This window comes from Xanthomonas sp. WHRI 10207 (assembly GCF_040202975.1).
In the GTDB taxonomy this organism is placed as follows: domain Bacteria; phylum Pseudomonadota; class Gammaproteobacteria; order Xanthomonadales; family Xanthomonadaceae; genus Xanthomonas.
Genome location: NZ_JBEGDX010000001.1, coordinates 487123 through 500210, shown reverse-complemented (window position 1 = coordinate 500210; position 13088 = coordinate 487123). Strand labels below are relative to the sequence as shown.

Below are 13088 nucleotides of genomic sequence, written 5' to 3'. Positions count from 1 at the left end.
CGCGGTGCCCTCACCGCTCGCGGGACACGCCGTGAATCCATCCGTGGAGAAACCGACGTGGGCACCTGCCTCCACGACGATCGGCAATGATCTAGGCTCTAACGGTGACCCACGGCGGCTCTCGACACCCAGACTGGCAGAATCCGAACAGATAAGGCTCGGTGGCTGCATCCATGCCGCCACACGGTCCCGCAAGCGGCGAGGACACCGCACCAGAGAGTTGGTCGGTCGCTAGATGAAAAGCGGGCCATTTCACGACCTGCGTTGGCTTGCTGGTACGAGTCGCACAGCTGCATTTTGAGCCAGCGAGTTAAGAGCGGCTAACAAAACGTAGCGAGCAGTCGTCAGGTTGGTGCGGACGGCGCGCAGCAACCCGAGTGTACGAGTGGTACATGCCGATTCCGAGCACCGGCCGCGCCCGCCTGGCGGTGAGCACAGTCGTTTTGGTAGCTGCTCTAAAAGCACACCATGCATCTTGCGACTCTGCACACCGACCATCTCCGGTGGTCCTTGCCCGCCTACCGTCGCGGGACCTTACGCGGCATGGATGCCGCGTAAGAGCTTACAAGGACGTACTTGCAGCGTGTCCCGCGATGGTGGGCGGACAAGGGCCCTGCAGCCAGGCCGCAACTCAGCCGCTCTGCAGCGCTACAACCGACGCATCCACACAGTGACATCGCACCTGGCAACCCGGTCGTGATCGATGGGAACCACACCTCGGCAGCGCGCCCCTGGCGATGAGCGCAGTCGTGTTGCCGGCTGCTCTACAACCCGCTCATCCCAACGCATGCGCCGGCACCGGCTGCTGGCCGGTATCGGCCAACGCCTGCATGCGCGCCACCACACCACTAAACAGCCGAGCGGTGGCGGCATCGCGCGTGCGAAAGATGGCTTCCAGCTCACCGTAGTACCACAACGTGCCTTCGCGCCCGGCAGTGAACACGTTGAAGATGTCCTGACCCACGGCGGGGTTTTCCAGGTCCTGCACAATGGTGCGCGCGTTATAGAGCTTGTCGCAGCCGGACACCAGCAGCGCACGCTCGGGTGTCTTGCGCAGGTGCTCCAGGTAGGCCTGCTTGCGCTCGCGCCAATCGCGTTTGCGCGCACGCTCGGTGTTGTCCACCTCCGCCTTGTCTTCGGCAGTGGCATCAGTACACGCCATCACGATGTCGGCCACGGTATCGCCAAACTGCGCGCGGATCGAGGCCTCGTGCCCGCCGCCGCAGTCTTCCACCACATCGTGCAGCAAACCGGCAATGGCCTGCTCTTCATCGCCACCGCATTCCAGCACCAGCGTAGACACGCCGAGTAAATGGCTCAGGTACGGAATCTGCGTGCTCTTACGCACCTGTCCGGCATGGGCGATGCGCGCGTAATCCACGGCCTGGGCGTAACGTTCGGTGAGAGCGGTCATTGGGCGTCCGATGCGAGCGATGGCACATTATCGCCGAGCCCGACCACGCGCAGGGTGAGGATGCTGCGATGCGCAATTTAGGCTCAATGACGCGCCATTGCGGCCGATAGGTTCAAGAGCAGCCAACAAAAGGATTGTGCAACCGCCAGGCGGGGGCGGCCGGTGCTCGGAGTACCACTCGTACACTCCGGTTCTGGGCGCGCGGTCCACATCCACCTGACGACTGCTCGCTATGTTGTGTTAGCCACTCTAAGCTCGATCCACGCCGCACGATTGTGTCTACGCCATGACCCAACTTCCTGTTTGCAACGCCTGCCGCGACGGCCACGACTTTCCCACCGCCATCACCATGGCCTTCCAGCCGATCGTGGACGTCTCCACGCGTAGCATCTATGCCGGCGAGGCACTGGTGCGCGGCGTCAACGGCGAGTCGGCCGGCAGCATCCTGGCCGCCGTGGATGAGCGCAACCGCTATGCCTTCGACCAGGCCTGCCGTATCAAGGCGATCGAATGCGCCGCGCAGATCGCGCTACCAGCGCTGCTGTCGATCAACTTCATGCCCAATGCGGTCTACAACCCCGAGCACTGCCTGCGTGCCACGCTCTCGGCCACTGCGCAACATGGCTGGCCGCTGGACGCGATCATCTTCGAGGTCAGCGAGCAGGAACATCTCACCGACCCCGCGCATCTGCTGGACATCCTGCGTACCTATCAAGCACGCGGCCTGAAGACCGCCATCGACGACTTCGGCGCCGGCTATGCCGGGCTCGGCCTGCTGGCCGACTTCCAGCCGGACCTGCTCAAGCTGGACATCGCCCTGATCCGCGGCATCGACACCGACCGCAGCCGCCAGGCCATCGTGCGCCACGTCACCCGCATGTGCGAAGAACTCGGCATCGCCGTGATCGCCGAAGGCATTGAAGAACCCGACGAATACCGCACCCTGCGCGACATGGGCATCCACCTGCAGCAAGGCTACCTGTTCGCCAGACCGCAAATCGGCCTGCTACCGCAGGTGCAGTGGCCGGAGTGAGCAACGCTGCGTGCGCGGCATGAGTGAAGTGGGCGAAGCGGCACACCCATCACCCCACCTCATCAACGATCAGCAACACACCACCCAAACACGCAAGACCTCAGCAGCACGCAAACCGCTCCAACGATTCCCCACTCCCGATTCCCGATTCCCAGCGGCGCCCCAGCCAACCATCAGCACCCCACCAACCCGACGCGCCGCTCACACATACCGCGGAATCGGCACCAGCTGCGGCGTCTGATCCGGCAGTTCCACTTCCACTTCGTCCACATAGCACCAGCCCCAGCCTTCGGGTGGGTCGTAACCTTCGATGATGGGATGGCCGGTGGCGTGGTAGTGCGCGGTGGCATGGCGATGCGGGGAGTCGTCGCAGCAGCCCACGTGGCCGCAGATGCGGCACAGGCGTAGATGCACCCAGGGGCTATCGATGGCAAGACACTCTTCGCAGCCACGCGCACTCGGCGTGACCTCTTCAATCTGCGCGGTGTGGGTGCACTGGTGGCTCATGCGGTGGTCGACTCCTGATTGGCGCTGGCAAGTTCGGAGGCCGGCACCGGGTTGGCCTGATGGGCGAGATATTGATGGATCTGTGCGACCACGGCGGCGCCCTCGCCCACCGCAGCCGCCACGCGCTTGACCGAGCCGGCACGCACATCGCCGATGGCGAACACGCCGGGGCGATTAGTTTCTAGAGGCAAACACGCCGGCACGCCGTCGCCACGCGCAGTGCCGGTAATGACGAAGCCACGCGCGTCGGTGTCCACGCATTGCTGCACCCATGCGGTATTGGGGTCGGCGCCGACAAACAAAAATAGGTGCCGCAACTCCACGCGCGTGGTTGCACCGTCGCCGCGCGTGCGCAGCACGGCAGCCTGCAAGCCGCGATCGTGGTCGCCTTCCAGCGCGGTCACTTCGGTGCCGGTATGCAGGTGCACGTTGGGCAACGCGGCAATGCGCTCGATCAGGTATTGCGACATCGAGGCTTCCAGCCCGGTGCCGCGAATGATCAGGTGCAGCTCCTTGACGCGCGGCGCCAAAAACGCCACCGCCTGCCCTGCAGAATTGCCACCGCCCACCAGCGCCACCACGCCGCCCTCGCACAGGCGCGCTTCCACCGGCGAGGCCCAATACGACACGCCGTGGCCTTCGAAGCGATCCAGCCCATCGATCTGCGGGCGTCGATAGCGCGCGCCCGAGGCGATCACCACGGTGCTGGCCAGCAGCTGCTTGCCGTCGGCCAGATCCAGACGCAGCGCGCCATCGTCGCGACTGCACTCCAGCGTTGCCGCTTCGATCGGGATGGCCAACTCCGCACCGAATTTCAGTGCCTGGTTGTAAGCGCGGCCGGCCAGCGCCTGCCCGGAAATACCGGTCGGAAAGCCCAGATAATTTTCGATGCGTGCCGATGCGCCGGCCTGCCCGCCGATGGCGCGCTGGTCCATCACCAGCACCGACAAGCCTTCGGACGCGGCGTAGACCGCCGTCGCCAGACCCGCAGGGCCGGCGCCCACAATCGCCACGTCGTAGCGCTTGTCCGGGTCGATGTCCGGCGTCATGCCCAGGCAATGCGCGGCTTCGGCATCGCTGGGCTGGCGCAGCACGCGGCCGCTGGGGCAGACCATCACCGGCAGATCGTGCTCCTGGATGCCCAGCCGCTCGACCAGGGCGCGGCCGTCGGCATCGGATACATCCATCACCGTGTTGGGATAGCCGTTACGGGTCAAGAACCCCTGTAACCGGGTCAGATGCGGATCGTCCGGCGCGCCGATCAAGACCGATCCCGACGCATCGCCTTCGATCAGGCCCACGCGGCGCAGGATCAACGCACGCATCACCACCTCGCCCACTTCGGCCGAACTGATCATCAGCGCGCGCAGATGCGCGGTGTCGAAGGGCAGCGCCAAGCAGCCGTCGGTCCCGGCACGTCCGGCCGCCAGCGATGCGCGACCGGCCAGCTGACTCACCTCACCGGTGAACTGGCCGGGCGTGTGCCGGGTGATCGGCTTTTCGTTGCCCAGCCCGTCGCGGCGCACCACCTCGATGGCACCTTCCAGCACCACCCAGACCGGTGCGTGCGCATCGCCGACTTCGAACACGATCTCGCCGGCGTCGAACCGCTGCGCCGGCCCGCTGGCAAAGCGCCGCGTGATCGCCAACTGGCCCGCGTCCAGCTCGGGAAACATCTGATGGTGACGGGTATCGTCCAGAGGCATGGATCGGCAGCATTTGAGGGGGGATTGCATGCAAGCATGGCCAGTGGTGACGGCAATGGCAATCACCCGAAATGGGCAATGTCAGGCATGACAGACAAGACAGAGTGGCAAGCGCACGCGAGCGCAGGCAGCTGCCAGAGACGCGCGTGCAGGTCGCTGTAAAACCACCCGCGCTCAGCCAAGCACCACCGGCCAATCGACTGCCCGCATGTGCATCAGCGCTGCGCCGGTTGCCAATGCGGGCCGTGCTGCCCTGCCGCCAACAGACTGCCCGACGCCAGCTCCACACCGATGGTGCGGCTGCGGCCATCGTTTGCGCGCAGATGCATGCGCCTTGCAGCCCCCAGCGACAGCAGCGCGATGGGATGCGGCGCAAGCAGCGTGTGTAGCGCGTCGTGATGCATCGCCACGCTGTCGCGCCCATCGCGGTACAGATTCAACCCCACCGCGTTGTACGGGGCGGGCAACACCGCCTGCACCGTCTCCATCAGGCGCTGTAACGGCAGGCCGGGCGGCAAGGCCGCGTCCAACCGGTAAGAGGCCAGCAAGCGCGGCACCGCCACCACGCGGTCGTACATCTCACGACGCTGGCTGTGCCAGTCGGCGCGCTCGCGCAGTGCCGCGAAGCACTCCAGCGCCAGTGCAGGCGTCAGCAGCTGCGGCCAATAGCGCACGCCGCCTTCGGCATCGTCCAGCACCTGCAAGGGCGCGACGGGGGTGTCGAACAAATCCATCTGCGTCATATGCGGGCGAATGCCAAGGATTTCAGCTGCACGCTGCCGTTACGTAGTGCGCCAACCCGACCAGTTCAGTTTCATGCTGCGGGACGCAAATACCCCGCGTGTCGTTCACGCCGTGGACTGCGCGTGGGTGTCTGGAAGCTGTAGCGTCATTCTGTGTATTGCAGCTCTCCTGCCGAGGCCGTGGTTTGCGGTGTGTCCAGCTGCGTTGACCAAGCTGCTGACAAAACCGTTGCCGTTGCCGAGCAGGTGGCGCACATCGTGTTGGCCGCACGCAGCGAGACGGTGTTGCATACAGCTACCGCGTGCAGCGGCACAGCTGGCGTACGTATCGTAAGAGTTGTTCTCGTACATATCAGTGGCGAGCATGCCGAGCAGGTCAAGGCAAAGACGCGCATCGCGCACATCGATCGACGATGGCGGCGTTGCAATCTTGTTGATTGACAGGGAGTGATGCGACAAAGACAAGGCGTTGAACCATTGCGACGCTTAGCCGTCAACGATGCAGCTGCATGCCGCGCTTCACTGTAGGTATGGCTGCTGCACCGCTGCTTGCGTGCTCGCTTAACGGCGCATCGCCACCCTATATCCACCTAGCGACCCCAACAACAATCATCCCATCGTGCGCGGCGTGACGCCTGTGGCAGGCAACGTCGCTGTGCTACGGTCCGGCGCTGCATCCGCCGGAGACGTTTCGCATGCCGCACCGATCGATCGCATCCTCGCCTCTGCGTTGGCTGGTGCTGTTTGCCAGCCTTGCTGTCACTGCCGGCAGCGCAGCGCCACGCGCGGCCGAGTCTGCCTTCAACGCGGTGGACCCGTTCATCGGCACCGGCGGCGAAGGCCACACCTATCCCGGTGCCACGGTGCCGTTCGGCATGGTGCAGTTGAGCCCGGATACGCAGATCAAACCGCGCAAGGAGGCCTACGGCTGGGCTGCGGGGTATCGGCATAGCGACAGCACCATCGTCGGGTTCTCGCACACGCATTTTTCCGGCTCCGGGCATTCGGATCTGGGCGACATCCTGCTGATGCCGCAAGTTGGCGAGGTCAAGCTGGAGCGCGGCGATGCCAGCAAACCCGGCAGCGGCTATACCGCGCAGTTCGATCACGCCAGCGAGCAGGCGCAGCCCGGCTATTACGCAGTGACGCTGAAAGACCGTGCTATCCGTGCCGAACTCACCGCCAGCGCACGCGTGGGCATGCATCGCTATACCTTCCCCAAGGGCAAGCCGGCGCATGTACTGGTGGATCTGCGCACCAGCCTGTACGACTACCCCGGCAAGGTGCAGTGGTCGCGGTTGCGCGTGCGCAGCGATGGCACCGTCACCGGCTTTCGCGAAACACGCGGCTGGGCACCGGGGCGGCAGTTGTATTTCGCCATGCGTTTTTCCCGCCCACTCACCGCCACGCAGCTGCACGACACCGAGCAGGACATCCCGTACAAGGGCTTCCCGCCGCCGGGCGACAAGCACCCCGCGCAACGTGCGCAGATCGAAGGCCGGCAACTGGTCGGCGTATTCGATGTGGCCAACGACGGCACACCGCTGGTGGTCACCGTGGCGCTGTCGCCGGTCAGCGAAGACGGCGCCATCGCCAATCTGCAGGCCGAAGTGCCGGACTTCGATTTCAACCGCGTCCGCGCAGATGCCCGCGCGCAATGGACCCAGGCGCTGTCGGCGATCGATGCGCAAGGCACGCCGCAACAGCGCACCCAGCTCTACACCGCGCTGTATCACACCCTGCTCGGGCCCACGCTGTTCATGGACAGCGATGGCCGCTATCGCGGGCCGGACAACGCCGTGCATCAAGCCAACGGCTGGACCAACTATTCCACCTTCTCGCTGTGGGACACCTATCGCGCACTGCACCCGCTGCTCACCCTGGTGCAGCCGGCGCAACGCAGCAGCGACGTGGTCAATTCCCTGCTCGCGTCGCGCCGCGAAAGTGCCTACGGCATCCTTCCCGTTTGGGCATTCCACGGCCTGGAAACCTGGTGCATGATCGGCTACCACGCGGTGCCGGTGATTGCCGATGCCTACATGAAAGGCATCGGCGGCTTCGATGCCAACGAAGCGCTCGATGCTATGGTTGCCAGCGCCAACTACGGCCCCTACGACGGCATCGCGCAATACCGCGAGCTGGGTTACGTACCCATCGACGAAGAAGGCGAAGCCGCATCCAAGACACTGGAATACGCCTTCGACGACTGGACTATCGCGCGCATGGCCGGTGCGCTCGGCAAGCGGGAGATTGCCGCCGAATTCACCAAACGCGCCGGCAACTGGAAGCATGCCTTCGACCCGGCCACCGGCTACCTGCGGGCCCGCACCCGCGCTGGTAATTTCCGCGAACCGTTCGATCCCTCGGCCAGCGGTTACGGCAGCGACTACACCGAAGGCAATGCGTGGCAATACTCGTGGTACGTGCCGCAGGATGTCGCCGGGCTCGCCGCCGCGCATGGCGGCGAAAACAAGCTACTTGCGCGGCTGGACGCGGTGTTCGACGCCAAGGTCGACCCCAAGGTGTTTGAGCACATGGAAGACATCACCGGCCTAATCGGCTGGTACGCACACGGCAACGAACCCAGCCACCACGTCGCCTATCTGTACGCCTACGCGGGCCAGCCGTGGCGCACGCAGGCGCGCCTCACCCAAATCATGGACAGCCAATACCACGCCGGCCCCGAAGGCCTGGCCGGCAACGACGACCTCGGCCAGATGTCGGCCTGGTACGTGTTCACCACCCTGGGGTTCTATCCGGTCGCGCCGGGCAGCAACCAATACATCATCGGCCGCCCGTTCCTGCCGCGCGCCACGCTCAACCTGCCCAACGGCAAGCATTTCAGCGTCATCGCAGATGGCGTGAGCAAAGCGCGCCCGTATATCGGCAGCGTCTCGCTCAACGGCACGCCTTTGACTCGCGCCTACCTGACCCATCAGGAGATTCAGGCCGGCGGCGAACTGCGCGTGCGCATGCAGGCAACACCGAACACACAATGGGCCACCGACCCGGCGCAGCGGCCGTATTCGATGTCGGCACCTGCGTCGGCTCAGTAATAGATGCCCATTCGCAACCCGCAGGTATCGCGCTCCACCACCGCTGGCAGACTGCCAGCGGTTCCTGCGGCAATGCGCTGCGCGCTCCAATGGGCCACCAGGGCATCGAGGACATCGTCTGGCTGGGCGCATGCGCGCGGCACGCGCTCCAGCAGCGACGCAACGCGCTCCGCGCCGTAGTGATCGCCTAACAAGCTGCGCCGTTGTCGGTGCCCTTCGCTGCTTTTCTTGGGTGCCGCCAGGCCTTGCCCGCCGGCAAGCGCTGCAAACGACACTTCCGGATGCACCTCGAATACGTGCTCCGCCCATGCGGAGTCTGCACGCAACGCGCTGTCCCAGTCGCGAATCTTGGGCAGCAACGCAAACGACTGCACACCAAAGCCGCGTTGCTTTTCATGATCCAGCACGCGATGCAACGCCGATGCTTCTGCTTGTGTTTCAGCCTGCAAGATGCCGCGCAACGGCGCCGCAAAGATGCTGCACGCACGGCGCCCACCCACAAAGCGGCGCGCTTGCACCTCTGCCGCGCGTGAGGCGTGCTCACTCAAGCCTAGCGGAATATCGACACCCAGCACATCCACCCCGCGCAACGCCACCGTCAGCTCGGCCACCGTTGCGTAATACGCATACGCCAGTGCATCGCCGGCCTCCCACACCGCAATCCAGCCGCTGCGTGCACCATCCACGCCTACACAATGGTGTCGTTTCACGTACCGGTTCTCGCTAAAGAAATGCATCGGTTGACTGCCGTGTGATGCAACAGCGCCTGTCCTGCGTTACACGTTCATATGGCGCACAACATTTGAGCAGCGTCGATCCACCCGTGGTGACTCACTGCCGGCTTCGATCACACCAAAGCCTCCCCTTCTCCCGCCGGGAGACGATGCCCGAAGGGCGGATGAGTGTACGCAAGCTCCACCAACACTCCGAGCACCATCCACGCTTACTGCGTCATCACCACCGTCTGGATCGCATGCGCCGGGATCTCCAATTCACTCGACGCCTCACCCACATACAGGTTGTAGCGGATTGCCACGTCGCTGGCGTTCATCACCACCGTCGCCAGTGAGCCATCGCGGTTCGTAAATGCAGTCGTCATTAGATTGCTGCGGCTACTGGCCGCACTCACCCGCCGCGCACCCGGCCGGATGAACTTGGAAAAGTGGCCGATATACCAATAGCTCGGCGTATAAGTCACCTCACCCGTGCGCGTGTCGGCGTGCACCGGGGCAAAGCAGTAATTGCCCACATGATTGGGCCCACCGTTCTGGTCGAGCAGGATGTTCCAGTCGGTCCAACCCACCGCGCCATGATTGAGGTCGTTGATGATGGCGGTGCCATAACGCTCGCCATTGGGCCAGTACTGCAACTTCGCGGGGTCAAACTTTTCCACCGCCGCTTCGGTGAGCAGCAGATGCTTGTCCGGGTACGCCTGCGCGACCGCTGCCACGTTCTCCACCATCGGTTCGAATCCTGCCCAGGTTTCGTACCAATGAAAGCCCATACCCCACGCGTACTTCGCCGCGTCTGGGTCATCGAAGATCACGTGCGCGCGGTGCACCATCATGTCGCGGTTGTGGTCCCACACGATGATCTTGCGGTCGCCATAGCCGGCGCTCGCCATAGTCGGGCCAAGATGGTTCTTCAAGAAGTCACGCTCTTCCTCAGCCGAAAACAGCATCGACTCCCAGGTCTGCACCGCCATCGGCTCGTTCTGCAGGCTGATGCCCCAGATCGGGATGCCGGCCTTTTCGTAGGCTGCGATAAAACGCGTGTAGTAGCTGGCCCAGGCCTGCGCATACTCCGGCAACAGCTTGCCGCCCTTGAGCATGTTATTGCTGTCTTTCATGAAGGCCGGCGCGCTCCACGGGCTGGCAAATGTGGTGAGCGTGCCGCCGGCCGCAGCGATGGCCTGGCGCAGCATCGGAATGCGATATTTCGCATCGTGCTTGACCGAAAAACTCTTCAGCGCTACATCGCCTTCCTTGATGTAGGTGTAGCTGCCGCTACTGAAATCCGAGCTGTGGATGGTGGTGCGCGCCAACGTATAGCCGATGCCCTTTTGTGGGTCGTAGTAGGCGGTGAGCAGCGCACGTTGCGCAGGCTTGGGCAGTTTGGCAAAGGTCTCCGCACTGGAATCGGTAATCGCACCACCGATGCCCAGCAGCTCCTGAAACTGGCGCTGCGGATTGACGAAGATGGAGTTCTCTTTTTCTGTCAGCGCATGCCCTGCCCTGGGCGCATCAGCGGTGCTGACACGCATCTGCTGCGATGCGCCTTGGGCGGACGTGTAGACGCGTAACGCGCCGGCGGGTGCTGCTGGAGGAGTAGCAGCATCTACAACGGCAGCTTCTAGCGTATTCGCCGCAGGAGTAGAGGCAGATGATGTCGTTGATGCTGGCCTCGGAATCGGCGTTTCTGCTGCGGACGCTGCAGATGCCAACACTGTTTCAGTAGCAGCGCTCCAAACGCCAAGCACTCCCATCACCGACCACGCAATCGCTCGCTTCACCGTGCACCCTCCCAGGTTGGTCGCACAGCCTAACCGACCGACGCGCCGCAAATGCCCCGACAAACGAGCACAAGCGCGAATTGCTTCTCCCCGTTGAACAAGTGTCCGGCGAGTGCATGAGGCTATGTCTGCTGAGCTTAGAGCCAAGCCAGTCAATCAACGCCGCAGTCTCAGCCTTCTCCCGTCGGGAGAAGGTGGCCCAAAGAGCCGGATGAGGGTACGTCTGCACGGATTGGTGCCCAGTCCATCAATCAACGCAACAACACAGATGCCCACCAGGACAGCACGTCCATTATTCGCAGCACCGTTACTCGTGCCCCGGCCACATCCTGCGGCGCGAGCGCTCCAAAACACGTACGCCGGTCGTGTACAAGCTGTCTTTCACCCGGACCGGTGAAGGACGCAAATCATCTGCAAGTCAACTACAGCGCAGACCGTGCCAACCGATCCAGAATCCCAGGCACTTCCACCCCAAGCTCCCGCGCCAAAAACCCCACCGGCCCGATTCTCTTGGCCAACTGCCTGCCCGCAGCCGCATGCACGAACACGCCCCATAACGCAGCGGTCAACGCGTCGCAGCCGCGCGCGGCAAACCCTGCAATCAATCCCGCCAAGACATCGCCAGACCCGGAGGTGCCCAACCCGGACGCACCGCCGCGGTACACCCACAGCGCGCCATCCGGGCCGGCAATAACACTGTCCGCGCCCTTGACGATCACCACGCTGCGCATCGTCTTCGCAAACGCCAACGCGTAGTCGCCAGGCGCCGCTTCCACCGCCGCCTTGTCGTCGCCGGCCAGCGTGGCCATCTCGCCGGCATGCGGGGTCAGCACGAACGGGCGGCCCACCGGCGCACGCAAACGTGGCGACAACGCGCCCGCATCCAGCACCAAGGTGCACACCGCCTGCGCAATCGCACGTTTGACCAACGCCGCAGTGGTATTGGTCGATGCCATGCCCGGACCGATCACCGCCGCATCGCAGGACGCCATGGCCGCATCGAGCGCACGGTGCCCGCGCACCATTTCTCCTTGCGCGTTCTGCCCCAACCCCAGCACCAAGGCTTCCGGCACCGCCAACGCCATCCCCGGTGCAACGCTCGCCGCGGTGGCGATCTGCAACTTGCCCGCACCCGCACGCAATGCCGCCTCGCCAGCCAATAACGCGGCGCCCGGCACACGCATCGATCCACCCACAATCAGCACGCGCCCACGCTGCTCCTTGTCGCCACCGGGCGATGGCAGCGGCATCGCGCGCAATGCCGCTGCGGTGAGCGTCCGCACGCGTGCCGCAGCCATGTCAGCGCGCTCCTGCCGGCTGATCGGACTCGGTGGTCACCGGCTCCTGCGCCAGCTCCGGCGACACGAACTTGGTGCGCACCAGCTCCAGCGATTGCCCATCGGCTGCGGCAACGTACTCAGTCACCCCGCAATTGGGCACATCGCCCTCGCGGTCGATGCCCAGGATGGTGGCCTCGTCCATCCGCTCGATCAAATAGCGGAAGCAATTGACGATCACCTGATGCCCCACGATCAACACGCGCGCGCCCACATGATTCCGCTGCAAATCGCCCACGATGCTGCGCAGGCGAAAGATCACATCGCACCAGCTTTCACCACCGGGCGGGCGGAAGTAGAACTTGCCCACCAAGTTACGTTGCTCAAACAACGCAGGAAACGCATCTCGAATACCGGAGGTGGTGTAGCGGTCGAGCACGCCGAATTCTTTTTCGCGCAGCCGCTCGTCCAAGCTCACTGCACCGGCGGGTTGGCCCAGCGCCCGCGCCACCGCCGCGGCGGTCTGCCTTGCACGCACATAGGTGGAACTCAGGATCAAGGTCGGCCGCTCGTGCTCTGGCAGGCCTGCCATCCACGCACCCAGGGCCTCCGCCTGACGCTCACCCAGCGACGAAAGCGGAATATCCGCATCGCGATGCTCCAGCTCGATCAGCGCCGCTCCCTTGGCCTCGGCCACATCGCGCGCCACATTGCCTGCGCTCTGCCCATGCCGCACCACCCATAACCGCGCCGGCCACTGTGCCGACACCCCTGCAACCGCACTGTTCTCACTCACATGCATCTCCTGCAACGAGCTCCACATGTCGCACAGCGGCCGTG

The 13088-nt window shown here is 64.2% G+C and carries 11 protein-coding genes and 2 other RNA genes; 3 read left to right on the top strand and 10 right to left on the bottom strand.

Features of this window, described 5'->3' with window-relative positions:
- Window positions 1-318 precede the first annotated feature (318 nt).
- Both ABQU90_RS02280 and ABQU90_RS02275 read right to left on the bottom strand, forming a co-directional pair.
- Window positions 319-394: non-coding RNA, sX9 sRNA (locus ABQU90_RS02280), on the bottom strand.
- Between the two features lie 381 nt (window positions 395-775).
- Window positions 776-1414, bottom strand: a complete 639-nt coding sequence (locus ABQU90_RS02275; protein WP_323523226.1) for an HD domain-containing protein — start codon at window positions 1412-1414, stop codon at window positions 776-778.
- 170 nt (window positions 1415-1584) lie between these two features.
- Between ABQU90_RS02275 and ABQU90_RS02270 the strand changes: the two genes are divergently transcribed.
- Both ABQU90_RS02270 and ABQU90_RS02265 read left to right on the top strand, forming a co-directional pair.
- Window positions 1585-1660, top strand: a non-coding RNA gene (locus ABQU90_RS02270) — sX9 sRNA.
- A gap of 40 nt (window positions 1661-1700) precedes the next feature.
- Window positions 1701-2447, top strand: a complete 747-nt coding sequence (locus tag ABQU90_RS02265) for an EAL domain-containing protein (RefSeq protein ID WP_115561563.1) — start codon at window positions 1701-1703, stop codon at window positions 2445-2447.
- A 201-nt stretch (window positions 2448-2648) separates the two neighbouring features.
- Here the strand turns inward: ABQU90_RS02265 and ABQU90_RS02260 are convergent, their stop codons facing one another.
- The 4 genes from ABQU90_RS02260 to ABQU90_RS02245 all read right to left on the bottom strand — a co-directional run bounded on the left by ABQU90_RS02260 (window position 2649) and on the right by ABQU90_RS02245 (window position 5868).
- Entirely contained in the window at window positions 2649-2954 is a 306-nt protein-coding gene (locus ABQU90_RS02260; protein ID WP_323523225.1) for a UBP-type zinc finger domain-containing protein, read from the bottom strand.
- Window positions 2951-4660, bottom strand: a complete 1710-nt coding sequence (locus ABQU90_RS02255; protein ID WP_323523224.1) for an FAD-dependent oxidoreductase — start codon at window positions 4658-4660, stop codon at window positions 2951-2953. Before ABQU90_RS02255 ends, ABQU90_RS02260 begins: the two co-directional genes overlap by 4 nt.
- A 215-nt stretch (window positions 4661-4875) precedes the next feature.
- Window positions 4876-5394 (bottom strand): alpha-ketoglutarate-dependent dioxygenase AlkB, encoded by a 519-nt coding sequence (locus ABQU90_RS02250; protein ID WP_323523223.1) that lies wholly within the window; start codon window positions 5392-5394, stop codon window positions 4876-4878.
- A 114-nt stretch (window positions 5395-5508) separates the two neighbouring features.
- Complete coding sequence (locus ABQU90_RS02245) at window positions 5509-5868, bottom strand: hypothetical protein (RefSeq protein WP_323523222.1); 360 nt, start codon at window positions 5866-5868, stop codon at window positions 5509-5511.
- Between the two features lie 230 nt (window positions 5869-6098).
- Between ABQU90_RS02245 and ABQU90_RS02240 the strand changes: the two genes are divergently transcribed.
- Entirely contained in the window at window positions 6099-8459 is a 2361-nt protein-coding gene (locus ABQU90_RS02240; protein ID WP_323523221.1) for a GH92 family glycosyl hydrolase, read from the top strand.
- On the opposite strand, the gene ABQU90_RS02235 is transcribed toward ABQU90_RS02240, so the two are convergent.
- From ABQU90_RS02235 to ABQU90_RS02220, 4 genes are all read right to left on the bottom strand, one after another.
- A complete protein-coding gene (locus tag ABQU90_RS02235) occupies window positions 8453-9196 on the bottom strand; it encodes a DUF429 domain-containing protein (protein ID WP_407078735.1) in 744 nt (247 codons plus the stop codon). The genes ABQU90_RS02240 and ABQU90_RS02235 overlap by 7 nt on opposite strands.
- 206 nt (window positions 9197-9402) lie before the next feature.
- Window positions 9403-10959: a glycoside hydrolase family 30 protein gene (locus ABQU90_RS02230; protein ID WP_407078753.1), complete on the bottom strand. Its 1557-nt coding sequence runs from the start codon at window positions 10957-10959 to the stop codon at window positions 9403-9405.
- 434 nt (window positions 10960-11393) lie between these two features.
- Window positions 11394-12269 carry an NAD(P)H-hydrate dehydratase gene (locus ABQU90_RS02225; protein ID WP_323523219.1) on the bottom strand — a complete coding sequence of 292 codons (876 nt, stop codon included), beginning with the start codon at window positions 12267-12269 and terminating at the stop codon, window positions 11394-11396.
- 1 nt (window position 12270) lies between these two features.
- Window positions 12271-13050, bottom strand: coding sequence for a histidine phosphatase family protein (locus ABQU90_RS02220; protein WP_323523256.1), 780 nt, complete (start codon window positions 13048-13050; stop codon window positions 12271-12273).
- Window positions 13051-13088: the final 38 nt, after the last annotated feature.